This is a genomic window from Streptomyces sp. NPDC005141, from assembly GCF_053599975.1.
On sequence record NZ_JBSFYW010000052.1, the window covers coordinates 40,524 to 62,008 of the forward strand.

A 21,485-nucleotide genomic window follows, 5' to 3' on the forward strand; every position below is an offset into this window, starting at 1 on the left:
AGCGGTGGGCTCAGCCCACGTTCCACAGGAACCGGTGCGTGTGGATGCCGAAGTAGGGGAACGACTGCACCTGACGGACGCCTTCGATCGGCCGTACGACATCGTTGACGAAGTCCAGCAGATCCCGCGGCCCCGGGCAGACGACCTCGGCGAACAGGTCGAAGCCGCCCGAGGTCAGCACCGAGTAGACGACTTCGGCGCGTTCGGCCAGCACGTCGGCGACCGCTCGTGGATCGCCGTCCACGGCGATGCCGAGCAGGGCCATCGACTGGCCGCCCATGCCCATCGGGTCGGTGATGCCGACCACTTGGACCGCCTGCGAGTCGAGCAGGCGTTGCAGGCGCTGCCGGGCCGCCGACGCGGAGAGCCCCACCTTGGGCCCGAGTTCGGCATAGGCGATACGGCCGTCGATCTGCAGTTCACGCAGGATGGCCCGGTCGATCTCGTCCACGCTGTTCCTCTCCGGCTGACCCGGTCCCCAGATTAACGGCGCCGTTCAGCCGACCAGTTCGGCCAGGGCGGCGGCGAAGACGCCGGTGTGCCGGTCCACGTCCTCCTCGGTGGTCGCCGGGCACATGAGCGCCATGTTGTGGAAGGGGGTCAGCAGGATCCCCCGGTTGGCGAGATACAGGTGGAGGAAGTCCTCCAGCTCGGTGTCGGCCGCCGCCGCCGATTCCGTTCCGGTGCGCGGCGCGGGGTCGGCGAACCGGTACTCGGTACGGGCTCCGAGCCGGCTCACCGACCACGGCAGGGCCCATTCCTCGATGCCCGCCCGCACCCCGGCCTCGAAGCGCTCGGAGAGCTTGGCCATCGTGTCGAACGCCGCGTCGGTGAGGACGTGCTCCAGGGTCGCCCGCATCGCGGCCACGGAGAGGGCGTTCCCGGCGAGGGTGCCGCCGACGCCGCCCATGTCGACCAGGTCCAGGTCGGCGCGGCCGAGCAGCTGGTCGGCGAGTTCGGCCGAGAGCCCGTAGGCGCCGGCCGGGATCCCTCCGCCGATCGCCTTGCCGATGGTGAGCAGATCCGGCTCCAGGCCCCAGGCGGCGGTGCAGCCACCGGGGCCCGCGGAGAAGGTGTGCGTCTCGTCGTTGATGAGGAGGGTCCCGTACCGGCGCGTGAGGGCGCGGACGCCCTCCAGGTAGCCGGTCTCGGGCAGCACGATGCCGATGTTGGTGAGCGCGGGCTCCATGAGAACGGCGGCGACGTCACCGTGGGCGAGTTCGCGCTCCAGCTGTTCCAGGTCGTTGAACTCCGCCACACGGCTGGTGAGGGTGACATCGCAGGGGGCGCCGACGTTGCCGGGGCGGGCGGTGCCGTGCCCGTCCGGGCCGACCACGATCAGCGACTCGTCCACGCTGCCGTGGTAGCTGTAGCTGTTCACCAGGATCTTCGGGCGGCCGGTGACCGCGCGCGCCAGCCGGATGGACCAGCGGTTGGCGTCGGTCGCGGTGAGCGAGAAGCTCCAGCGCGCGAGCCCGAAGCGGCGGGTCAGTTCGGCGCCCACCCACTCCGCGTCCTCGGTGGGGAGCATCGCGGTCGCGCCGCCGCTCTCGGCGAACCGGGTCCGCACCGCCTCGGCCACCACGTCCGGGGAGTGACCGGCCATCGCGCCCGTGTCGCCGAGACAGAAGTCGATGTACTCGTGGCCGTCGATGTCGGTGACACGAGCGCCGCGTGCGGTGTCCAGATAGCGCGGGAAGGCCCCCGCGGTCTTGTTCATCCAGGTCATCGGGACCCTGCCGAACAGGTGATCGGCCCGCTCGTACGCGGCCCTGGACCGCGGGTTGCGGCGCTCAGCCTCGGCGCTCTCACGAGCCAGGAGCTGCTGCAGGCGAGTGCGGTCCATCGAGGACTCCTCTGTCGGCGTGCGAATTCAGCAATGCTACGAACGGATACGCAGTTCCAGCAAGACCAAACGATCGATTCGCGTGCCGAGACAATCGATTCTGTCGACTCGGTACCCGTTTCACCGACCCTCTTCCAGAACCGAACCCGGCCCAGATGCATCACAACCGGTCGGAATGAGCCAACGAGCGATCTCCTTCGTATCTCTGGATCAGCGCGGAGTCGCCATCCGGAACAGCGCGCAGTCGCCGGGGTGCGACAGGGAACGGCAAGGAGCGGGGCATGGCAGGGATCACGGGGCCGTCGACGTGCGCGGCACGGAGCCGGACAGAAGTCGTCGCGTCCGGCGAGGGAGCCGTGTTCGTCGACGAGAGCGGGCGGCGGCGCTCCTGGCTCCGGAGCATGGGCTGGATCGTCGCGGTCTCCTGCGTCTGCTTCGCCACGGCCCTCGCGACCCTGGTGAGCGGGAGCGACTCGGCCGCGCCCTGGCTGTCCCTGCCGAACGGGGTCCGCAAGGCGCACAAGAACTCCTCGGCCGCAGGTGCCGCGTCGCGCGTGGGTCAGCGGCCCACCGGCACGCCGTCCCCGTCGCCCGTGGACGGCGGGGCTTCCCTCACGCGTCCGCGCGGGCTGCCCGCCGGGCGAACGGCCCTGCCGACGGACGACCCGGGCACCGACCGACGGGTCGGCGTCATCGGGTCCGAGGAGCGGCCGCCCGGCCACGGTGCGAACACGACACCCTCCCCCGCGGCTCCCTCGCCGAGCGGCCGGGCCGGCACGGCACCTCCGCGTGCCACTCCCGCCCCGCCGGCCGGTGAGGTGTCCGGCTCGCCGACCCCCACTCCGAGCGGCACGCCCGGGGAGACGACGCAGCCACCGGCCCCGGACCCGAGCGGCGAATCGACCACCGGGCCGGTCTCGGCCGACGGCCTGCTCGCGCGGATACGGGTCACGGGGCTGCCGGCCTTCGGATGACGGACGACCGTGCCAGGGCGTGTCCGTAACGTCTCGCCTGCCCCGCGACGCCCGCCACGCACTAACCCTTGTTGTTCACGGTGAAGAGTTGACGCAGGGTCATGTCCGGGTTGTATCCGCACCTGTACTGGGTGTTCTGGACGATGAAACCGTCCGACGCGGCCTCGTTGTTGCCGGCCTCCAGCGCGGCCGTCAGGGCCGACTGCCGTTGGACGGCCGGATCCGCCTGGAGCCACTCGGTGCAGGTGGCGTCCGAACCGAGGCCGCCCGAGGGGACGTCGGAGACCACGGACTGGTAGACCTTCGTCCCGCCCCAGATGACGAGCGCGGAAATGACAGGTTCGGGCACAGCGACGGCTCCTCGGCCTGGAAGAAATGGGCCTCGAACCCGAAGGGAGGCCCCAGGAAGGGAGGGTCTCAGAAGATGAGAAAGCGGAATCGCCCGCCGCGAAACACGTACAGGGCGTAGAAGCCCGCTGCCGCGGCCACCGCGATTCCGAGCAGGAATCCCCCGATACGGCCCTCGAACAGGCCGGCCAGGGAGATACTTCCGACGACGACGGCGACCACGGCCCAGAATCCGCCGTACAGGGTGCGCGACAGTATTTCGCGGGTCCCCAGCGGTGGCGCGGATGGCGGGGACCCCGGTGGGACCGACGGCGGAAACGCCGGACGCGGCGGCGCGGCCGGGCGCGGATATCCCAGTTGTGCGTAGAGGTCGGGCGTCGGGCGGTGTTTGGTGCGGCTTCCGCACCCGGGGCAGTGCGACCCCGGCTGATGCTGGTGGAAATACGCGCATCCCGGTTCACAACACGTCAGTTGACCGGGCCGCGCCTCCGCGACTCCGTCTGTCGGTCGTTCCACGTCCCCTCCTGATCACGACAGCCGGAACGTACGGCCATCCATGACGGAGGAGGCTTCACGCCGAACTGCGGTGGGTGAAGTCTCCCGACGGGAAACACCCACCGCAGTCCATCGCGGAAATGGAACGCGTATCGACCGAGCCGGAGCGAATGTGATGCCTTCTCGGCCGAAACCCGCCGAGGACGCGATCACTTCGCCGCCCTGATGCGGCAACTGCCCGCCCCGGCAAAGGAATCGGCGACCCCGGCACGCGCATCGACTACTGGGCGGCGGCCTCCGGGGCCCACACCCGGTCGGCGTAGTCCAGGAAGTTTCTGCCGAGGATCTTCTCGATGCGCTCGGAGGAGTAGCCGCGCTGTTCCAGGAGACGGATCAGCTCGCGGAACTGGTCCACTCCGCGCAGGTCGAGCACGAAGGGAACCGTGTCCTCGCGCTCCCCCGCCGCACCGACGCCGGCCTCGCGCCGCAGGGCAACGTGCCCGGCGAGGTGTGCGCGGTAGGCGTCGAGGTCGTCGATGGAGGTGATGGTTCCGTCGGTGCCGATGCCGACGTGGTCCTCACCGCAGACGTCGACCGCGTGGACGATGTGCTCCACGACGTCCGCGGCCGTCGCGTGACCCGACACGTTCAGGAAGGGCATGAAGTAGATGCCCACGAAGCCGCCGCGCGAGGCCACCAGGCGCAGTTCCTCGTCCGTCTTGTTGCGGGGGAGGTCGGCGACGGCCCGGCACCCGGTGTGGTTGATCGACACGGGGCGCCGCGCGGTCTTCGCGGCGTCCAGACAGGTGCGTTCCCCGCTGTGGGACAGGTCGACCATGAGGCGGGCGTCGTCGAGGGCCTCGACGACGCTCCGGCCGAAGTCGGTCAGCCCCCGGTTGGCGGGCGCCATCGAGCCGTCGCCGATGTGGTTGGCCTGGTTGTACGTGAGCTGGACGACCCGCACGCCCCGCTCGGCGAAGGTGGCGACGCGCCCGGTGTCCTCACCGACCGCGACGGCGTTCTGGAAGCCGTAGATGACGCCGATCCGGCCCTCCTCCCTGGCCCGGTGGATGTCCGCGACCGTACGGACCTTGAGGAGGTCGGCCGCGTTGTCGCGGATGATCCGGTCCCAGACGTCGATCTCGTGCAGCGTGTGCTCGTACGGAGGCAGATCGCCCATCGTGTAGCCGAGCGTGATGTTGACGGCGGTGAGGCCCGAGGCGTGGGCGTCGGCCAAGGTGCGGGCGTCGATGGTCATCTGCTCGCTGGAGGGGTTGAGCTGCGCGGCGGCCTCGGCCGACTGCGGGGCGTTCGGATTGTCGAGCTGCCCGAGCGCGTTGATGATCATGGGGAGGGCGGTCATCGGGTCTCCTCGACGGGGTGGGTCGCTCCGGGCGCGTCGGTCTCGGAGGTCTGGACACGGCCGGGCCTCCCGGTGCCGGGGGCGGTGCGCTCGAAGTCACGGCGCTCGAAGCGACGGCCGCGCTTGACGGTCAGCGTGACGCTGCGCAGATGCTCGATGTCCTGCAGCGGATCGTCGTCCAGGACGACGAAGTTGGCGAGCTTGCCCGCTTCGACGCTTCCCATGACGTCCTCGGCGCCGGCGCTCCGGGCACCGATCAGCGTGGCCGAGCGCAGCACCTGCTCGGGTGACATCCCGCAGCGGCGCACGAGGAAGGACAACTCGTCGAACAGCGCGGGGAAGGGGTCCTCGGGGTCGGTCTCGTAGTCCGTGCCGGTCGCGATGTCCACACCGGCGCGGTGCGCCTGGGCGGTGAGCGCCGCGGCGAGTCCGGTGTTGGCCGCCGCCCGCGCCGCGTCCTCGGGACCTTCGCCCGCCAGGGCCTCGCTCGCCCACATGCTCGCGGTCGCGTCGAGGACGGTGCCCCGCCCGCGCATCAGGGCGAAGAGTTCCTCGATCCGGGGGTCGTCACCCGCGGCGAACCGGTCGTGGTCGACCGGCGGTTTGTTCTTGTAGCTGATCAGCGGCCCGTCGGTGCCCTCGAAGGCGAGCAGGGTGACGTGCGAGACGCTGTCCGCGCCGGCCGCCACGATCTGACCGGGTGTGGCCGGGAAGACGGTGGCGTGGGCCCATACGGGGATGCCCTGGCGGTGCGCCTCCGCGGTGATCGCGGCGACGGTGGCGTGGTCGAGGTCCGCGTAGACCTTGATCGCGGCGGCATGGGTCCCGCGCGCCAGGGCGACGGCCAGCCGCAGGTCGGTGTCCTGCGTGATCGCCTGCATCCACGGCACGGCGCCGGGGGTCTCCCCCTGGGACACCTGGTGGGTGCGCGGGTCGTCGAAGAAGCCGGGTCCCGCCATCAGCGCGGCGTACCGGATGTCGGGGCCGGGGATCTCGCCGACGAGCGTGGCCCTCGCGAGGTCGCCCACCTGGCGCAGGTCGTCGGCCATGTCGCGGATGGCGGTGACTCCGCTGTGGACGAGCCGGCGCAGCACCGCCTCGGCGACGGGCCGGTCGGGCGGCGTCGCGATGTGCTGGTGGGCGTCGATCAGGCCGGGCACGACGAAGCGGCCGCCGAGGTCGAAGACCTCGGCGTCGGCCGGCAGGTTCTCGGCGATCGCGGCGTCGTCCCCGACGGCGCGGATCACCTGGCCGTCGATCACGATCGACGTCGAGCTCCGGGCCGGCCGCCCGGTTCCGTCGAACAGCGTCGCGCCGCGGTACACCGCGACGGTTCCCTTCACCGCGGGTGCGTGCGGGGCCGGTGCGCCCGAAGCCTCGTCCGTCATCTTCACCTCGTCGTAGCTCTGCCTGAAGTCGTTGTTACGCTCTACGCAACAGACGTATCGTCTCTCGAAACATGCGTTACCGTACGCTCGCATCTCACGACGCCACAAGGAGGGGTCGGAATTGCCCGCAGCACCCCGTACCGCGGTGGACAAGGCCCTGGACCTGGTCGAGGCCGTGGCCCGTGCGCCCCAGCCGCCGCGCCTCACCGACCTGGCCGAGGAGGTCGGCCTGCACCGGGCGACCGCCTATCGCGTCCTCGTCGACCTGGTCCGGCGCGGCTGGGTGCTGCGCGCCGGTGATCGCTATCTGCCCGGCACGGCGGTCCTGCAACTGTCGTCCTCGGCTGCCAGGAACTCACTCGGAGCGCTCGCCCGACCGGTGATCGAGGCGCTGTCGGAGCGCACCGGCATGATGGTCAACCTCCAGGTGCCGGAGGTCGACCGCTCCCGCGTGATCGATGTCGTACGCCCCGACCGCCTGGCGATGATCAGCCGTCTGACCGGCGAGGCCCTGCCCGTCCACCTGTTCGCCGGTCCGCTCGCCCTCGTCGCCGCCCTCGCCCCGGCCGACCGGGTCCCCTACCTGCGCGCCGCGGAGGTGAGCGGACACCCGCTGACCGGAGACGACGGACTGCTGGCCGACATCGAGCGCACCGAGCGGACCGGATTCGCCGTCGAGTACGGGCGCAACGAGCAGCCGGTCGCCTCGCTCGCCCGTGCCGTGGTCACCCGTCCGGGCGCGCCTGTCTGTGCCCTCACCCTGGTCGGCCTGGGCGCGGAGCTCGACGAGGCCCGACTCCCCCTCCTGCAGGAACGACTGCGTGAGGCGACGGACGAACTGGCGCGGATCCTCTCCGGCCCCGGAGCCCCCGAAGTCCCCCAGGCCCCCGAACCGGGCTCGTCCCGGCCCACGCCCTCGTCGCAGTCCACGTCCACGTCCACGTCCCCCGAAGGTCCGGCATGAGCGAGATCCTCTTCCTCGACGGGGCGCAGACGCGCGCCGCGCTCGATCCGCACCGCGTCCTGGACGCCGTGGCGACGGCTCTCGTCGCCATAGGCCGTGACGAAGTCTCCGTGCCCCCGCGGATCGCGGCCCACGCCCCGGGCGGCCTGCTCGGTGCCATGCCCGGGCATGTGCCCGGTCTCGGGCTCGCGGCCAAGCTCGTCTCCGTGTTCGCCGACCCGGCACGGCCCGGGCGCAGCAGTCACCGGGGCTTCGTCGCGCTCTTCGACGCGGCGGACGGACGCCCGCTGGCCCTGATGGACGCCGAGTCCCTCACCGAGATCCGCACCGCGGCGACCGCCACACTGAGCGCTCGGGCCCTGGCGCGCCCAGGCGGCACCCGGGTCGCCGTCATCGGGACCGGTGCCCAGGCGCGCGCCCAGATCACGCTGCTCGCGGCCCTGGATCCCGAGGCCCCCGTCTCCGTGGCGGGCCGCGATCCGGAGCGCGCGGAGAGCGCCGCCGCTCTCCACCCCGCCGGCCGGGTCGCGCGCGGCATCGAGGAAGCGGTGAGCGGGGCCGACACGGTGTTCTGCTGCACCGGCGCCGTGCGGCCGGTGATCCGTCGCGCCTGGCTCGCCCCCGGCACACACATCAGCTCGGTGGGCGGCTCCCACGGCCCCGAGCTGGACACCGCCACCGTCCGGGACGCCCGTCTCTTCGCCGAATGGCCCGGCGCCGCCACGACCCGGCCCCCGTCCGGCGCCCACGAGTTGCAGGACCTCCCGCCCGAGCGGTCCGTGACGCTCCTCGGCTCGGTCCTGGCCGGCGAACACCCCGGTCGCCGCGACGACGGCGAACTCACCGTGTTCAAGTCGACCGGGCACGCCGCGCTGGATGTGGCCGCCGCCCATGTCGCCCACACGGTCGCGCGGACGGAGGCCTGGGGCACCCGACTCGCCATGTGAACCGTATGTGTGAGCCATATGCGTGCGCCGCCTCCGCGAGCGGCACGGGACGGCGGACCGCTCGGTGCGGTGGCCGCGGACCGGGCCCGGCGTCGCACGTGGGCACACGTGGGCACACGTGGGCACACGTGGGCACACGTGGGCACTGTGGACTTTCGTCCATGAGTTCGGCCATCCTGGACAGTGCTTCCGCTTGGGCGCGCACAGCCTCGGAACAGCCTGTCGCGCGCCGCATCCGCCAGGCCCCGCGGTGGCGAATGCTCCGGGGTCCGCGCGCCGTGCGGCGCGGCCGGCCGGCCGAATCGTCTCGCCGGTTCCCGACAGGTCCGCGGGCCCACCCGGAGCATGACGCGGAGGGAGGCCATCGCCCCCATGAGACTGACCGGACCGGACGGTGCCGGAGTACGGGAACGGCTGGGCAGCGCTCTGTTCTCCCGGGTCGCGGGCCCGGAGGGACCGAAGAACCGCGCCCGGATCCATGGCACGCCCGGACCGCGGTGGTTCGGCCCGGACCGCCCGATCCGCAGGGTGCACGGGGACGCGTCGATGTTCATCGGCGGGCTCTCCGCGCTGCTGCTCCAGTCGCTCCACCCGCTCGCGATGGCCGCCGTGTCCGCGCACTCCGGCTTCCGCGGGGACCCCTGGGGAAGACTCCAGCGCACGAGCACCTTCCTCGCGATGACGACGTACGGGACGGCCGAGAGCGCCCAGGAGGCCTGTGAGCGGGTACGGGCGGTCCATGAGCGGGTGCGCGGGACGACCTCGGAGGGAACGGCGTACCACGCGGCCGATCCGCACCTGCTCGGCTGGGTCCACGTCGCGGAGATCGACAGCTTCCTGCGCGCTCATCAGCGGTACGGCGCGCGTCCGCTGTCCGCCGCCGGCTGCGACGCGTACGTGGCGGACACGGCCCGCGTCGCCACCGCGCTGGGCGTCCTGGACCCGCCGACGAACCGCGCCGAACTCACCGAGCGGCTGACCGAGTACCGCGGTGAGGTGCGGGCGACTCCGGAGGCACGCGATGCCGCGCGGTTCCTCCTGCTGAACCCGCCGGTGCCACTCATCGCCCGCCTCCCGTACGGGGTGCTCGCCGCGAACGCCGTGTCCCTGCTGCCCGCCTGGGCCGCTGCCGAACTGCGGCTGCCCCGGCCGCAGTTGGTGGACAGCGTGTGCGTGCGTCCGCTCGGCTGCGCCTTCACCTCGGCCGTGCGCTGGGCGATGGAGCCGGCGCGTGCGCGAAGCGTCGCCCCGGTCGCGTGACCGGCGACCGGCCCGGCGCCCCCACCCGTGCGCCCCTGCGCCGCGCGGACGGAAGCCGGGGACCGAGTCGGCGAATTCGGTGCGCCGGAGGACCCAGAGCCGGAAGACTGTGCGCGTGTTGAGAAATCTGCCGGTCGTTCCTGCCGACTTCGTCGGACGCCGGGAGGAACTCGCCCACCTGGACGTCGCGTTGCGCGAGCAGCGCGTCGTCACGCTGGCCGGGGCCGGGGGCGTGGGCAAGAGCCGCCTGGCGCTCCAGGCGGCGGACCGGATTCTGGGCTCGGGCGCGCGCGGGGTGGCGTGGGCCGACCTCTGGCCCCTGCAGGACGACCGGCTGCTCGTCGCGTCCGTGGCCGACGCCGTGGACTTCGCGGATCACACCACGAACGGGGCGCTGGACTCCCTGGTCGACTGGCTGGCGGACCGGGACGCCCTGCTCGTGCTGGATTCCTGCGAGCACCTGGTCGGCCCCTGCCGCCGTCTGGTCGCCCGTCTCGTCCTGGCCTGTCCGCGCCTGACCGTCCTCGCGACCAGCCGTGAGCCGCTCGACGTGCCCGGTGAACACGTCGTCGCCGTGGGGCCGTTGCCGCCCGCCACGGACGCCCTGGAGATGTTCCGGCTGCGCGCCGCCGCCGCGGGCACCCCGTTGTCCGCCCCGGCGGACATGGTGACCGCCGCCCGTCTGTGCCAACGGCTCGAAGGGATGCCGCTGGCGGTGGAGCTGATCACGGGGCAGTTGGCGCACCGTACGGTCGAGGAAGTCGACCTGGAGCTCGGCCTGCGTCTGGACATCACGGCGGACGGCGTGCCCGACGGGCCGCCCCGCCACCGGGCGGTGCGGACCACGATCGGCTGGAGCCACGAGCTGTGCGCGCCCGAGGAACGCCTGCTGTGGGCACGGATGTCGGTGTTCCGGGACGCGGTGGACGCACGGACGGTACGCACGGTGTGCGCCGGAGGTCCGCTGCCCGCCGACCTCGTCGACCGGGCGCTGGCGGGCCTGTTGAGGAAATCGGTGCTGTCGCGTGCGGGCGACGGCTACCGCATGCTCGACACCGTCCGGGAGTACGGCGGCATGTGGCTCGACCAGGTCGGCGAGAGCCAGGCGTTGTCGGACCGGCACGCCCGGCATTTCCTGGAGATGGCCCGCGAGGCCCGGGACGGCTGGCTCGGAGAGCGGCAGGCGGAGTGGTACGGCCGGCTCGGCTCGGCGCACGCCGATCTGTGCGCGGCACTCGACCACGCGCTCGACGACCGCCCGGACACGGCCCTCGAACTGATCGGACTGCTCACCTTCCCATGGACCTGCTGCGGACACCTGCGGGAGGCCGCGGCGTATCTGGAGGACGCCCTGGCGCTGTCCGCCGCGTCCGGCCCGGTCAGGACGCGGGCCCTGTGGGCGCTGGGGGTCACCCGGGTCCTGCGCGGCGAGCACGAGGCCGCACGGCAACTGGCCGAGTTCTGCCGACGCCGCGCCGACCTCCAGGACGACGTCGACGGAACCCTGCACGCCACGTATCTCCTGGGCCTGGCCCACCTGCTGCAGGGCCGGCCGATGGCGGCCAGGCACCAGGTCGAGGGAGCTCTGCGCGGAGCGGGCGGGACGGCCTTCACCTCAGCGGGCCACCTGCTGTGCCACCTGGTCAAGGTGTTCGCCCTGACCGCGGAGGGACTGCTGGACGAGGCGCGCCGGGAGGCGGAGGAACTGCGGCGTGGCTGCGTCGCGCGCGGCGAGTGGTGGACACGCTCGTACACCGACTACCAGTTGGCGCTCATCTCCCTCTTCGAGGACCGCGCCGAGGACGCCACCGCGCACGCCCTGTCGATGCTGGACGGCAAGCGGCGCATCGGTGACAGTTTCGGCATCGCGCTCGGCCTGGATCTGCTGGCCTCCGCGCTCGCCGCGCAGGGCGCCGGGGAACGAGCGGTCGCCGCGTACGGCGCCGGGGAGACGTACTGGAGCGCGGTGGGTCATCCGCAGCGCGGCACGCCCGAGTTGGGCCCGGTACGCGAACGCTACGAGGACACCGCCCGCTCCCTCCTCGGCGACGAGGGGTACGAAGAGGCCCTGCTGCGTTCGACGCTCAGCGACCCCGAGACCGTGCTGCATCGCTTGCTCGACGGCTCCGGCCCAGGTTCTTGAGACGCGACGGGGCCGCCCGACGGCACGGCGGTCGACGGGGCGCCCGGAGCGTCGGCCGACACCGTCCGGCGCGTGAACACCGGACCGGCGGAATCTCCCCGGTGGGAGGCGGGGCGACGCCGTCGCCACGACGGATCGGTCCGCTGCATCCGCCGGGCATCCCCGCGCCGAAGAGGGGGTGAGCCCGGCGGACCGGCCGGTCCCGGACGGCTCCGGAATCGAGGCGAGGCCCCGACATGATCTGCTGCCGCCGCACGCCCGGGTCCTCCATCCTCGGGCGGGGCGCCCCTTCCGCCGGCGCCTCGCCCACCGTTCCCGCCGGGGCCGCAGCGTGGAACTGAGCGCCCACGAGGAGGCGGAGACCGCCGGCGTGGGCGTGACCACGGGTTTCCTGGCGCGGAAGCTCGGAGTGTCGCCCACGACGCTGCGCTCCTGGGACCGACGGTACGGTCTGGGGCCCGCGGTACGGGCGGACGGCCGCCACCGCCGTTGGGCTCCCGATGACGTGGCCATGGTCCAGGAGATGTGCCGTCTGACCGCCGCCGGCCTGCCTCCGGCCGAGGCCGCCCGCGTCGCGAAGGAGGCGGCCCGCGGCCATGTCACGGCAGCTCCCCTCCTGGTCGCCCGGGCACCTGCGGGCGTCCGGATTCCGGAGCGGTCGTCGATGACCGCCCCTCGGCCGGGAAACCCGGGCTCGCGGTCGGGCACCGGGCTGCCGTTGGGTGACGTGCGCCAGGAGTGCCGTGGTCTCGCGCGCGCGGCCGTCCGGCTGGACGCCCTAGCCGTCCAGGAACAGCTGACGGCCGCGGTCCGGACCCACGGCCTCACCAGGGCCTGGGAGGAAGTGATGGTGCCCACCCTGCGGGCGGTCGGCCGCAAGTGGGAGTCCTCGGGCGACCGTTACGTCGAGGTCGAGCACCTCCTGTCCTGGCACGTCTCCGCCACTCTGCGGCATGTCTATGTGTCCGCGGCGGGGCAAGGACGGGACACCGTGACCTCGCCCGTGCTGCTCGCCTGCCTTCCGGGCGAGATGCACACCCTGCCCCTGGAGGCGCTCAACGCGGCGCTGGCGGAACGGCGGGTACCTGTCCTGACGCTCGGTGGCGCGGTCCCGCCCGAAGCGCTCATGACGGCGGTGCAGCGTGTCGGCCCTTCGTCGGTGGTCCTGTGGTCGCAGTCACGGGACACGGCGAACCTTCCGCTCGCCCGTCACATCGCCGCGACGCGCTGGGGAGTGCGGGGGGCGCGGACGCGGAGCCAGGTCCTGCTCAGCGGCCCCGGCTGGGGCAGGCAGTCGGGTCCGGGGCTGCTCCGCCCACGGCACCTCGCCGAAGCACTCCGTCTGATCTCCGCGCCGGAGAACCAGCCCGACGACGACGCCGCGCCGGGCCCTGACCGGCGGACGGCACCCAACGCCTGATCCACCGCCTACCCCTGGCCCTGCCCGGGCCCCTTGCTCCATGCCCCTTGCCCCTACGACCGCAGAAATGCGGCCAGCCCCTCCAGCAGCCGTTCGACATCGTCCTGATCGTTGTACGGCGAGAGACCGACGCGGAGGCCCCCGGTGTCACCGAGACCGAGGTGCCGGGACGCCTCCACCGCGTAGAACGCTCCGGCGGGCGCGTGCACACCGAGGTCGGCGAGGAACGGATAGGCGTCGGCCGCGTCCCGGTGATCGAACGTCAGCAGCAGGGTGGGCGTGCGCTCGGCCACCCGGGAGCGGACCGTGACGCCGGGCAGCTCGGCCAGACCTGCCTCCAGCCGCTCGCGCAGCGCTCCCTCGTGCCGCTCGATCGCATCGAAGGCGGACCGCAGTCGGTCTCGGCGACCGCCCGTCGTGACGGTGGCGAGCCCGGCGAGAAGGTCGATCGCGGCGGTCGTACCGGCGAGCAGTTCGTAGGGCAGCGTCCCGAGTTCGAAGCGCTCGGGAACCGCGTCGGTGGACGGCAGCAGCTTGTCGGGTCGCAGCCGCTCCAGCAGTTCCGGGGAGGCCGACAGGACACCGTGGTGCGGGCCGAGGAATTTGTAGGGCGAGCACACGAAGAAGTCGGCACCGAGCCGCGCGAGATCCACGAACGCGTGCGCCGCGTAGTGCACCCCGTCCACATACAGCAGCGCCCGCGGGCACCGGTGGACCAGGCGCGAGATCTCGGCGATGTCGGGCACGGTACCGATCAGGTTCGAGGCGGCGGTGACGGCGACCAGCCGGGTGCGCTCGGTCAGGAGGTCGCCGACCGCCGCGGTCGGGAGTTCACCCGTCACCGGGTCGAAGTCCGCCCAGCGCACGTGGGCACCGGCCCGTTCCGCCGCCTGGAGCCACGGCCGGATGTTCGCGTCGTGGTCGAGACGGCTGACGACGACCTCGTCCCCAGGCTCCCAGTCCTTCGCCAGCGCATGGGCGAAGTCGTACGTCAGCTGGGTGGCACTGCGGCCGAAGACGACTCCGGAGGGATCGCCGCCCACCAGGTCGGCCACCGCCTGCCGGAACCCCTGGACGATGCCCTCCGCGTTCACCTCTCCCGGTGTCCAGCGCCCCCGGATCGACAGCGGACCGGTGAGTGCGTCCGCGATCGCTCCGGCGACCCGGGCCGGGGTCTGTGTTCCGCCCGGGCCGTCGAAGTGCGCGACACCGGACAGCAGGGCGGGGATCCCGGCGCGCAGCGCGCCGACGTCGTAGGTCACTCGGACTCCTCACGGGCGGCGTCGCGTCCCGCTCCGGCCGACCGGAAACGGGATCGGGCGCGGCGCGAGAGCCCGCGATCGGGCGGGCGCACAGATTGTCCGGTGATCATCGCAGGACACCCGCCGCGGTGAACAGGCGGGCATGAAGTCCTGGGCGCACCCCCAGGCGTCCCGGGACGCCGGAGGAGTGCCGGCCCGCGAGACTGCTGTTCCCAACCCACGGCTTGGCGCACCGGTACCCCTCGCGAGGGGGCGCACTCCGAAATGCCCGCCGTGTTCATTCGGACGGGCTTGCGATCGACGACTCACGGCCTGGGGCCGGCACCCGGATGTTCCGGTGCCGGCCCCAGGCCGTGAGTCATGCGCGTCGAACGAGCCAAGGAGCCCTTCTACGCGTGGCGGTGCGACCGGCGGTTGCCCGTCAGCGCCCGGTACAGAACCAGCAGAATCAGCGAGCCGACGATGGCGGCGATCCAGGTCGACACCTCGAAGAACCCGTCGACCGAGTCGACATGGAAGATGACCTTGCCCAGCCAGCCACCCAGCAGACCCCCGGCGATACCGATCAGCATCGTGATGATGATCCCGCCCGGGTCCTTGCCCGGCAGGAGCAGCTTGGCGATGGCACCGGCAAGCAACCCGATCAGAATCCAAGCGATGATTCCCACAGTTCCTCCACCGTCCGTACAGGATTTGATTTCCTCAGTCCGTGTGCGCCGTCCCGGCCGGAACAAACCTTCGAGTCTCAAACTGTTGCCGATTTCCTCGCCGCGGCGGCCCCGCTCAGTTCGGCCGTGAACTGCGCGCCCGCCAGCAGTGCGAGGTTGGACAGCCACAGCCACACGAGGAAGACGACGAGGCCGGCGAGAGAGCCGTAGAGCCTGCTGTAGGCGCCCAGGACGGAGGCGTACAGGGCGAATCCGGCGGAGACGACCAGCCAGAGGAACGCTGCCAGGATGCCGCCGGGCAGGCTGTACCGGCGGCGGCGGGCGGGCAGCGGACCTGTGTGGAACACGACGAGGACCAGCAGGGCCACCAGGCACATCAGCACGGGCCAGCGGAGCAGGCCCCACGCCACGGACACGGTGGTGTCCACCCCGAGGACGCGGCCGACGGCCTCGGCCACGGGGCCGGTCAGCAGCAGGACGAGCGCGCTCACGACGAGCAGCCCGAGCAACGCCAGGGCGGTCAGCACCAGACGGGGCGCGGTCCGCCAGGCCGAGCGGCGGTCCGCCACGTCGTGCATGCGGTGCAGGGCCCGGCGGAACACCGCGAGGTAACTGGAGGCCGACCAGAGCGCGCTCGCCGCACCGGCGACCAGGAGCGTCCAGGCGGCGGATCGCTGACGCACCATCTCCCCCAGCGCCTGGTGCAGCTCCGCCCCCGACTGTGCCGGTGCGTACGCCGTGACGTGCGCGATGAACTGCTCGGCCGTGTCCGGGCTGATCAGACCGAAGGCGATGACCATGACGAGCATGGCCGGCAGGACCGCCAGGATCGCGTAGTAGGTCAGCGCGGCCGCCCAGTCGGAGATGTCGTCGTTCCACATCGAGACCGGCGTGCGGCGCAGTGCAGGCCACCAGAGGTCGGGCGGCCGGGGCCCGAACCGGCCGGGCCGTGCCGGGCGGACCGCGTCGATGGCGCTGTTCGGCCCGGATTCAGCGGACATGCGCGGTCCGGTGAGGGCGGTTGCCGATCCGTACCCGGGTGAGGACCCGGCACGGGGCGGCCACGTCCCGTGCCTCCGCGAACACTGTGACGACTGCTCTGTTCATCCCTCACCTCTCACCGCCGGTCCCGCCGGCGTCCTCGGCTCCCTGACTGTCGGGGCCGAACGGAGTGGCCGGAACAGATGCCTGTCCCGGCCACTCCCTATTTCCCTGCCCGCCACAGGAAACTCCTGGCAGTCCCGCGGTTGTCGGCCGCGGGCCCGGAGCGCGTCGCCGTGTCAGCTCGTGGGCATCAGTACGGTGTCGACGATGTACACGTTCGCGTTGGCGGTCTTCACATTGCCGCACACCACCTTGGCGGAGTCATTCACCGTGTACGACTCCCCCGATCCGCTCGTCATGAGCTTGCTCTTCTCCAGCGTCTCGAACGAACCGTTCTCCAGATCCTTCGGCGCCAGCTTCTGACCCACGACGTGATAGGTCAGAATCTTCGTCAACTGCGCCTTGTCCGCGAGCACCTTGTCCAGCGTCGCCTTCGGAATCTTCGCGAACGCGTCATTCGTCGGCGCGAACACCGTGATGTTCTCGGCATTGTTCAGCGTGTCCACCAGACCCGCCTTCTTCACCGCCGACACCAGGGTCGACAACGCCGGGTTGTTCGACGCCGCGGTGGCCACCGGGTCCTTCGCCATCCCGTCGAACGACCCCGCCCCGTCCTTCGGCACCGACGCACATCCCGGACCGAACGGCTCGTCGGAACTCCCGGCCATCCCCGCCGAACCTGCGGACTCCCCCTCCGAGGCAGAGGCCGAGGCCGACGCCTTCGCGGAACTCGACGCGTCGCTGTCCTTGCCGCCGTCGGAACAGGCCGTCAGCGCGATCGGAAGCACAGCGGCGGTGGCGACGGCCATCGCGACACGACGGATACGCATGTTCATGAGGTTCTCCTGTCGGAACGAAGCAGCATTCGCGGAGCACACCGGGGAATGCCGTGGTTTTCGAGCGGAAATTATTCGAGAACGAAAGGGCGGACCTCTGCGAGGCGCCGGCCGCGAACCCTGGGGCACGCATCGAACTCTTCACATCTCGGCTCACACGGGGAATCCGACACCGGGGCCACCATGGATTGGTCGGCGGATGGGTAATCACCGGTTCGAGGGAAATTCACGTCGCGACCAATCCGGGACGCGCGCGGCTTCGGAGAAGGCGCCACCCGCGCTCGCGTCCGCCGTTCCGACGTACGGCCGCACAGGCGGGAGCGAGGAGAGGGGCGGGGATCGCTTCAGATCAGCGGGACGAACACATGGATCGTCTTGCCGCCCTCGGGGCACGGTTCGATGGCGACGGCGCGGGAGAGACGGATGATCAGGGGCCACCCGTAGCCGTTCACCTGGTGAGTCTTGGGGATCTCGCCGGTGCCGTAGGCATGGACGGGGATGACATCGCTGTTGTCGCGCACGGCGAGCCGTACGCCGCCGTCGGTCACCGTCGCCTCGAATCCGGCCAGCCCGTCGCCGTGCCGGATCGCGTTCGTGACCAGTTCCGAGACCACCAGCAGCAGGTCGATGACCGCTTCCTGGCTCGCGTCGCCCGCCCGGGCGCTTCCGGTTTCGCACAGCATCGCCTGGACGTGCCGGCGTGCGGTCGCGGCGCTCGTGACCGGGAGGCTCGTGGGCGGACGGGCGGGCGGTGCGGTGAGCGAGGCGAGCTGGGGTGCGTCGTTCTGGTTCGTCATCCCGGTGTTCCTGTGACCGGATTCCCCCGAACCGCCCGCTCCCGGACTCCGGTCGGGCGCGGGAGTGCGGTTGGCCGGGTTCATCGCCCGGTCGCCGGGTCCGGAAGTTCCAGCGCTGCCTGAACACTGTCCGCGAGAACGAAGAAGCTCTCGGTCCCTGTCACGTCGAAGAGCCTCCGAACGATGTCGCCGAAGGGCCCGCACACCACCATGAGCGTGCCGCAGGCCCGGTGCGCGCGCTGTGCTTCGAGCAGGATGTGCAGGATCGACGAGTCCGCGAAAGCCGTCCCCGACAGATCGACCACCGTGCGTCCCGAGCCCACCCGTTGAGCCTGGTCCAACGCTTCTTCCAGTCGGAACGCGCTCTCGTGATCGATGTCACCGCTCACGCGCACGACGAAGGCGTCTTGGGCCGCCCCGTGTGTCACGGTGGCCTCCAACCCGTCGGGCATATGAACACTCTTTCTCATCTGCTCGTGCGAGGGCGCCCGTCCGGCCGGGCCGGACGGACACCATGTGTCCCCCACGCGTTTGGGCCGGGCACCCGGTTCCGGATGCGCGACCACCGACTGTCGACCTCGCGCCGTCGCGCGACACGTCACGACGGCTCATGCGGGCTGCCTCGGCGGCAGGCTCCGGTAGTAGCTGCCGACGCTGGACAGGTACGCGGGGTCGAGGGTCTCGCGGTCGGTCTTGAACACGGGTGCCGATTTGATCTCCTCACGGGTGCACGCGACGGTGATCTTCTGCGACTCGGTGTCGATGCCGGCGACGACCCCCACGGGTACCAGCACACTCTTCCCGAACACCCAGACGCCGGTGTCCACGACCAGGTGCCGCATCCCGGAATCGTCCGCCTGCCGGTCGACGTGGCCTATGGTCCCGTCGGTCGCCTCGACGCTGTAGCCGGCCAGTTCTTGGACTTCGGGATGGTTGAACTCCGGTGCGTACGACCAGATTCTGTCGACCGTCATGTCTTCCTCCGTCAGCTCGCCGGTGCTTCCTGCCGACGACTCACCCGTGACGGGGACGCGGCAGGGAGGGGCCCGAGGGCGGGAATCCGCCGCCGTGCCGCCTCGGAGCTGCAAATACCCTGCAATCCGGTCTGCATTCGGTGGAATTCCCTTGCGAATCGGCGCCCTTGACGCCGGACACCCGCGTGCACGGCCGCGGCGTACGCCCGTCAACCGACTCCGGGACGCCGCTCCTCCTTGCTCACATCGCAGGGCGCCGTGAGGTAGTCCAGCGTTCCGGTGATCTCCAGCAGACGCTCCAGGCCGGGCGGACGCCCGTCGAGGTGCAGGTCTGCACCCGCCGCGTCGGTACGGCGTCGGATCATCAGCAGGGTGGACAGGCCCATGGAGTCGACGCTGTCGAGACCGGTGAAGTCCACGCGCAGCTCACGGAGCCGTCCTTGGGTGGTGGACCTGTCAGCGAGGTGCTGGTCGACGGTCCTCATCAGTTCGTCGCACGTCTCGTAGTCGAGATCTCCGCCGACATGGATCACCAGTGCGGTGGGCTCGGCCTCGACGGTCAGCGTGAACGTGGGGGGATGCGAAGTGGTCATACGGGCTTTCCGGGGCCGGGGATCTCGGGTGTCGGCGTTCGGGTTCCGAGCGCCTCCCGCGCGTGGGCCGGCATGCGGCGGGCGCGCGGGAGATCCTTGAGCTGCAGCCACGCGCCGGTGATCGCGCCCGGGAAGAGGACGGTCGCGGCGGCGTTCAGCTCGACCACGCCACCGGACGGGTCCGCGACGACCACGGGATAGGGGGCGGAACCCCACGTGGCGCCCGGACCGGCGCCGCGCGGGCCGGCAGGAGGCTGCGGGGAAGTGTCCACGAGCAAGGGCCCGCGTCCGCGGGCCCACCACCTTTCGGAACGACAGACGGTTTCCGTCCGACAACCATCTCGCGGCGGACCGTGCCCCTGCAAGTCACCCACGCGAAGTCGCACGAACAGGGGGCACCCCGGCCGGGGTTCCGTCGCGTCCGCCCACCGACGGGACCCCGCCCCGGCGGTCAGCGTCGACGGCTGCGCGTCGCCCAGCCACCGCCGACGCCGGAAAGGTGAAGAGCGAGCAGGGCGAGCCCTATGAGCATCACATTTGTCGACGTGAACACGTCATTCGTCGAAATGTCTGCGGCGTTGATCAGGAATGCGATGAACAGCAGTACGGCGGCGGCGATGCCGAGCATGAGATCTCCCTCGTGGATGGTCGTCTGTCGAAGTGATGGGATCCGGATGCCCCGAGAAAACCGCCCGACACTACGTCGCGTGACGAATGGGCTGCATCCGCCCCGCGCTCCCACCGGGAAGACAAGTGGACCTCCCCCGCTCCGGGAGGCGCCCGCCTCGAACTCCGCGAAAGGGACGTTCCATGGTCGAAGTCGAACGCACACTCACCCTGCACCACCCCCTGCCGGAGGTGGTCGCCTACCTCGCGGACTTCTCGCACGCGGAGGAGTGGGACCCGGGCACGGTGAGCTGTCGTCCGACCAGGGCCGGTGCCCCCGTCGCCAAGGGCGCCGAATGGCACAACGTCTCGAGGTTCCGCGGACGGCGCACCGAACTCCGCTACCGGCTGGTCCGCCTCGAGGACCTGCGGCTGACTTTCGTCGGGCGGAACCGGAGCGCCACCTCCACCGACGACCTGACCTTCCGCGAGGAGAACGGCGCCACCCTCCTCACCTACCGGGCCTCTGTCGAGTTCCGCGGCGTGGCCCGGCTGGCCACTCCGTTCCTCCGCGGAGAGTTCGAGCGCCTGGGAGACGGGGTGGCCGACCGGATGCCGCAGGCGCTGAACCGTCATTTCGGCTCCACCGGTGGCTTGCCGGGCTGATCCCGCCGCTCCACGAAGACGGTGCAACCGCGCGGTGGCTTTTCACGGAATAAAGGGGCGCAATAGGAAGAAAAGGGGCGCTCGTCCGCAGGTGCCCCTCCCCCGCCCGAAGGGACGAGCGATGAAGCTCCAGGACGAACTGCCCGTCGACCACCAGCTGACCGCCGTGTACCGATGGGGCGCCGCCTTCTGCGGGGTGGTCCTGCTTGTTTTCGGCGTCCTCGGCTTCGCCGACGAGCTCAGTCCGTTCGACACGGACGGGGAGAGCATCGCGGGCATGTCGACCAACGGCGCCCTCAGCCTGATCTCCGTGCTGGTCGGCCTGGCCCTGATCGCCGGCGGCGTGATCGGAGGGAACATCGCCTCCACCCTCAACATGGTCGTGGGAACCCTGTTCCTGCTCAGCGGCTTCGTCCACATCTTCATCCTCGACCGGCCCGCCAACGTCCTCGACTTCGGCATGACCAACGTCATCTTCAGCTTTGTCATGGGGCTGGTGATCCTGACGTTCGGCATGTACGGGCGAGTGTCGAGCAAGCTGCCGCACGACAACCCGTACTGGCAGCGTCGTCACCCCCGCGAAGCCGCCCAGGAATCCCTCGCCCGGCGCAAGCGGCAGACTCCGGGCGGAGCGCTGCCGACCGGTACGACGCGGACGGCCCTCCGCGGGCCGACCGGGGCCTCCGGCCCGCACCAGGGCAACTGAGCGGTCCGCTCCCGCCGGGACGCTGACGATTCGACGACGCCCCGCAGGGCAGGCCGACCGGGGAGCCGACGGGCGACCCGGCGGACGACGAGGGGTGCTCGCCCGGGCCGATCACCCGGGCGAGC

The 21,485-nt window shown here is 71.4% G+C and carries 24 protein-coding genes; 8 read left to right on the plus strand and 16 right to left on the minus strand.

All coding sequences use genetic code 11. The features are described from left to right. Positions 1-10: 10 nt before the first annotated feature. Both ACWD68_RS31455 and ACWD68_RS31460 read right to left on the minus strand, forming a co-directional pair. Positions 11-451 (minus strand): Lrp/AsnC family transcriptional regulator, encoded by a 441-nt coding sequence (locus tag ACWD68_RS31455; protein WP_451809847.1) that lies wholly within the window; start codon positions 449-451, stop codon positions 11-13. Positions 452-496: 45 nt separating this feature from the next. Further along, complete coding sequence (locus tag ACWD68_RS31460; protein WP_451809848.1) at positions 497-1,846, minus strand: transaminase; 1,350 nt, start codon at positions 1,844-1,846, stop codon at positions 497-499. Positions 1,847-2,127: 281 nt separating this feature from the next. On the opposite strand from ACWD68_RS31460, the gene ACWD68_RS31465 reads away from it, so the two are divergent. Then, on the plus strand, positions 2,128-2,820 hold the full coding sequence (locus ACWD68_RS31465; protein ID WP_451809849.1) for a hypothetical protein: 693 nt from the start codon (positions 2,128-2,130) through the stop codon (positions 2,818-2,820). Between the two features lie 61 nt (positions 2,821-2,881). On the opposite strand, the gene ACWD68_RS31470 is transcribed toward ACWD68_RS31465, so the two are convergent. From ACWD68_RS31470 to ACWD68_RS31485, 4 genes are all read right to left on the minus strand, one after another. Continuing rightward, positions 2,882-3,169, minus strand: a complete 288-nt coding sequence (locus ACWD68_RS31470; protein ID WP_451809850.1) for a hypothetical protein — start codon at positions 3,167-3,169, stop codon at positions 2,882-2,884. 68 nt (positions 3,170-3,237) lie between these two features. After that, positions 3,238-3,390, minus strand: coding sequence for a hypothetical protein (locus ACWD68_RS31475; RefSeq protein WP_451809851.1), 153 nt, complete (start codon positions 3,388-3,390; stop codon positions 3,238-3,240). 553 nt (positions 3,391-3,943) lie between these two features. Beyond that, on the minus strand, positions 3,944-5,026 hold the full coding sequence (locus tag ACWD68_RS31480) for a dipeptidase (RefSeq protein WP_451809852.1): 1,083 nt from the start codon (positions 5,024-5,026) through the stop codon (positions 3,944-3,946). Further along, a complete protein-coding gene (locus ACWD68_RS31485) occupies positions 5,023-6,414 on the minus strand; it encodes an amidohydrolase family protein (RefSeq protein ID WP_451809853.1) in 1,392 nt (463 codons plus the stop codon). The genes ACWD68_RS31480 and ACWD68_RS31485 overlap by 4 nt, the downstream gene beginning before the upstream one ends. Positions 6,415-6,535: 121 nt before the next feature. Here ACWD68_RS31485 and ACWD68_RS31490 point away from each other — a divergent pair, with 121 nt between their 5' ends. The 5 genes from ACWD68_RS31490 (at position 6,536) to ACWD68_RS31510 (ending at position 13,148) form a co-directional block, all read left to right on the plus strand. After that, positions 6,536-7,378, plus strand: coding sequence for an IclR family transcriptional regulator (locus ACWD68_RS31490; RefSeq protein WP_451809854.1), 843 nt, complete (start codon positions 6,536-6,538; stop codon positions 7,376-7,378). Then, the gene (locus ACWD68_RS31495) at positions 7,375-8,325 is read left to right on the plus strand and encodes an ornithine cyclodeaminase family protein (RefSeq protein WP_451809855.1); all 951 of its coding nucleotides are present in this window, start codon (positions 7,375-7,377) and stop codon (positions 8,323-8,325) included. The genes ACWD68_RS31490 and ACWD68_RS31495 overlap by 4 nt, the downstream gene beginning before the upstream one ends. Before the next feature lie 372 nt (positions 8,326-8,697). Then, positions 8,698-9,585, plus strand: coding sequence for an oxygenase MpaB family protein (locus tag ACWD68_RS31500; RefSeq protein ID WP_451809856.1), 888 nt, complete (start codon positions 8,698-8,700; stop codon positions 9,583-9,585). A 115-nt stretch (positions 9,586-9,700) separates the two neighbouring features. Next, entirely contained in the window at positions 9,701-11,728 is a 2,028-nt protein-coding gene (locus ACWD68_RS31505; RefSeq protein ID WP_451809857.1) for an ATP-binding protein, read from the plus strand. 337 nt (positions 11,729-12,065) lie between these two features. Beyond that, positions 12,066-13,148 carry a MerR family transcriptional regulator gene (locus tag ACWD68_RS31510; RefSeq protein WP_451809871.1) on the plus strand — a complete coding sequence of 361 codons (1,083 nt, stop codon included), beginning with the start codon at positions 12,066-12,068 and terminating at the stop codon, positions 13,146-13,148. A 53-nt stretch (positions 13,149-13,201) separates the two neighbouring features. Here ACWD68_RS31510 and ACWD68_RS31515 read toward each other — a convergent pair whose 3' ends face one another. From ACWD68_RS31515 to ACWD68_RS31560, 10 genes are all read right to left on the minus strand, one after another. Further along, positions 13,202-14,410 (minus strand): cysteine desulfurase-like protein, encoded by a 1,209-nt coding sequence (locus tag ACWD68_RS31515; protein ID WP_451809858.1) that lies wholly within the window; start codon positions 14,408-14,410, stop codon positions 13,202-13,204. A 389-nt stretch (positions 14,411-14,799) separates the two neighbouring features. Further along, positions 14,800-15,078 carry a GlsB/YeaQ/YmgE family stress response membrane protein gene (locus tag ACWD68_RS31520; RefSeq protein ID WP_451809859.1) on the minus strand — a complete coding sequence of 93 codons (279 nt, stop codon included), beginning with the start codon at positions 15,076-15,078 and terminating at the stop codon, positions 14,800-14,802. 77 nt (positions 15,079-15,155) lie between these two features. Next, complete coding sequence (locus tag ACWD68_RS31525; protein WP_451809860.1) at positions 15,156-16,079, minus strand: YihY/virulence factor BrkB family protein; 924 nt, start codon at positions 16,077-16,079, stop codon at positions 15,156-15,158. A 279-nt stretch (positions 16,080-16,358) separates the two neighbouring features. Next, positions 16,359-17,018 (minus strand): fasciclin domain-containing protein, encoded by a 660-nt coding sequence (locus ACWD68_RS31530; RefSeq protein ID WP_451809861.1) that lies wholly within the window; start codon positions 17,016-17,018, stop codon positions 16,359-16,361. Between the two features lie 344 nt (positions 17,019-17,362). Further along, complete coding sequence (locus ACWD68_RS31535; RefSeq protein ID WP_451809862.1) at positions 17,363-17,815, minus strand: ATP-binding protein; 453 nt, start codon at positions 17,813-17,815, stop codon at positions 17,363-17,365. Between the two features lie 80 nt (positions 17,816-17,895). Further along, the gene (locus ACWD68_RS31540; protein WP_451809863.1) at positions 17,896-18,267 is read right to left on the minus strand and encodes an STAS domain-containing protein; all 372 of its coding nucleotides are present in this window, start codon (positions 18,265-18,267) and stop codon (positions 17,896-17,898) included. A 156-nt stretch (positions 18,268-18,423) separates the two neighbouring features. Further along, the gene (locus ACWD68_RS31545; RefSeq protein WP_451809864.1) at positions 18,424-18,789 is read right to left on the minus strand and encodes a PRC-barrel domain containing protein; all 366 of its coding nucleotides are present in this window, start codon (positions 18,787-18,789) and stop codon (positions 18,424-18,426) included. 209 nt (positions 18,790-18,998) lie between these two features. After that, positions 18,999-19,382 carry an STAS domain-containing protein gene (locus ACWD68_RS31550; RefSeq protein ID WP_451809865.1) on the minus strand — a complete coding sequence of 128 codons (384 nt, stop codon included), beginning with the start codon at positions 19,380-19,382 and terminating at the stop codon, positions 18,999-19,001. Further along, positions 19,379-19,660, minus strand: a complete 282-nt coding sequence (locus tag ACWD68_RS31555; RefSeq protein ID WP_451809866.1) for a hypothetical protein — start codon at positions 19,658-19,660, stop codon at positions 19,379-19,381. Before ACWD68_RS31555 ends, ACWD68_RS31550 begins: the two co-directional genes overlap by 4 nt. A gap of 173 nt (positions 19,661-19,833) precedes the next feature. Continuing rightward, on the minus strand, positions 19,834-20,010 hold the full coding sequence (locus ACWD68_RS31560) for a hypothetical protein (protein WP_266754985.1): 177 nt from the start codon (positions 20,008-20,010) through the stop codon (positions 19,834-19,836). Positions 20,011-20,192: 182 nt separating this feature from the next. Between ACWD68_RS31560 and ACWD68_RS31565 the strand changes: the two genes are divergently transcribed. Beyond that, entirely contained in the window at positions 20,193-20,654 is a 462-nt protein-coding gene (locus tag ACWD68_RS31565) for an SRPBCC family protein (protein ID WP_451809867.1), read from the plus strand. Between the two features lie 121 nt (positions 20,655-20,775). After that, complete coding sequence (locus tag ACWD68_RS31570; protein WP_451809868.1) at positions 20,776-21,360, plus strand: DUF4383 domain-containing protein; 585 nt, start codon at positions 20,776-20,778, stop codon at positions 21,358-21,360. The last annotated feature ends 125 nt before the right edge of the window (positions 21,361-21,485 follow it).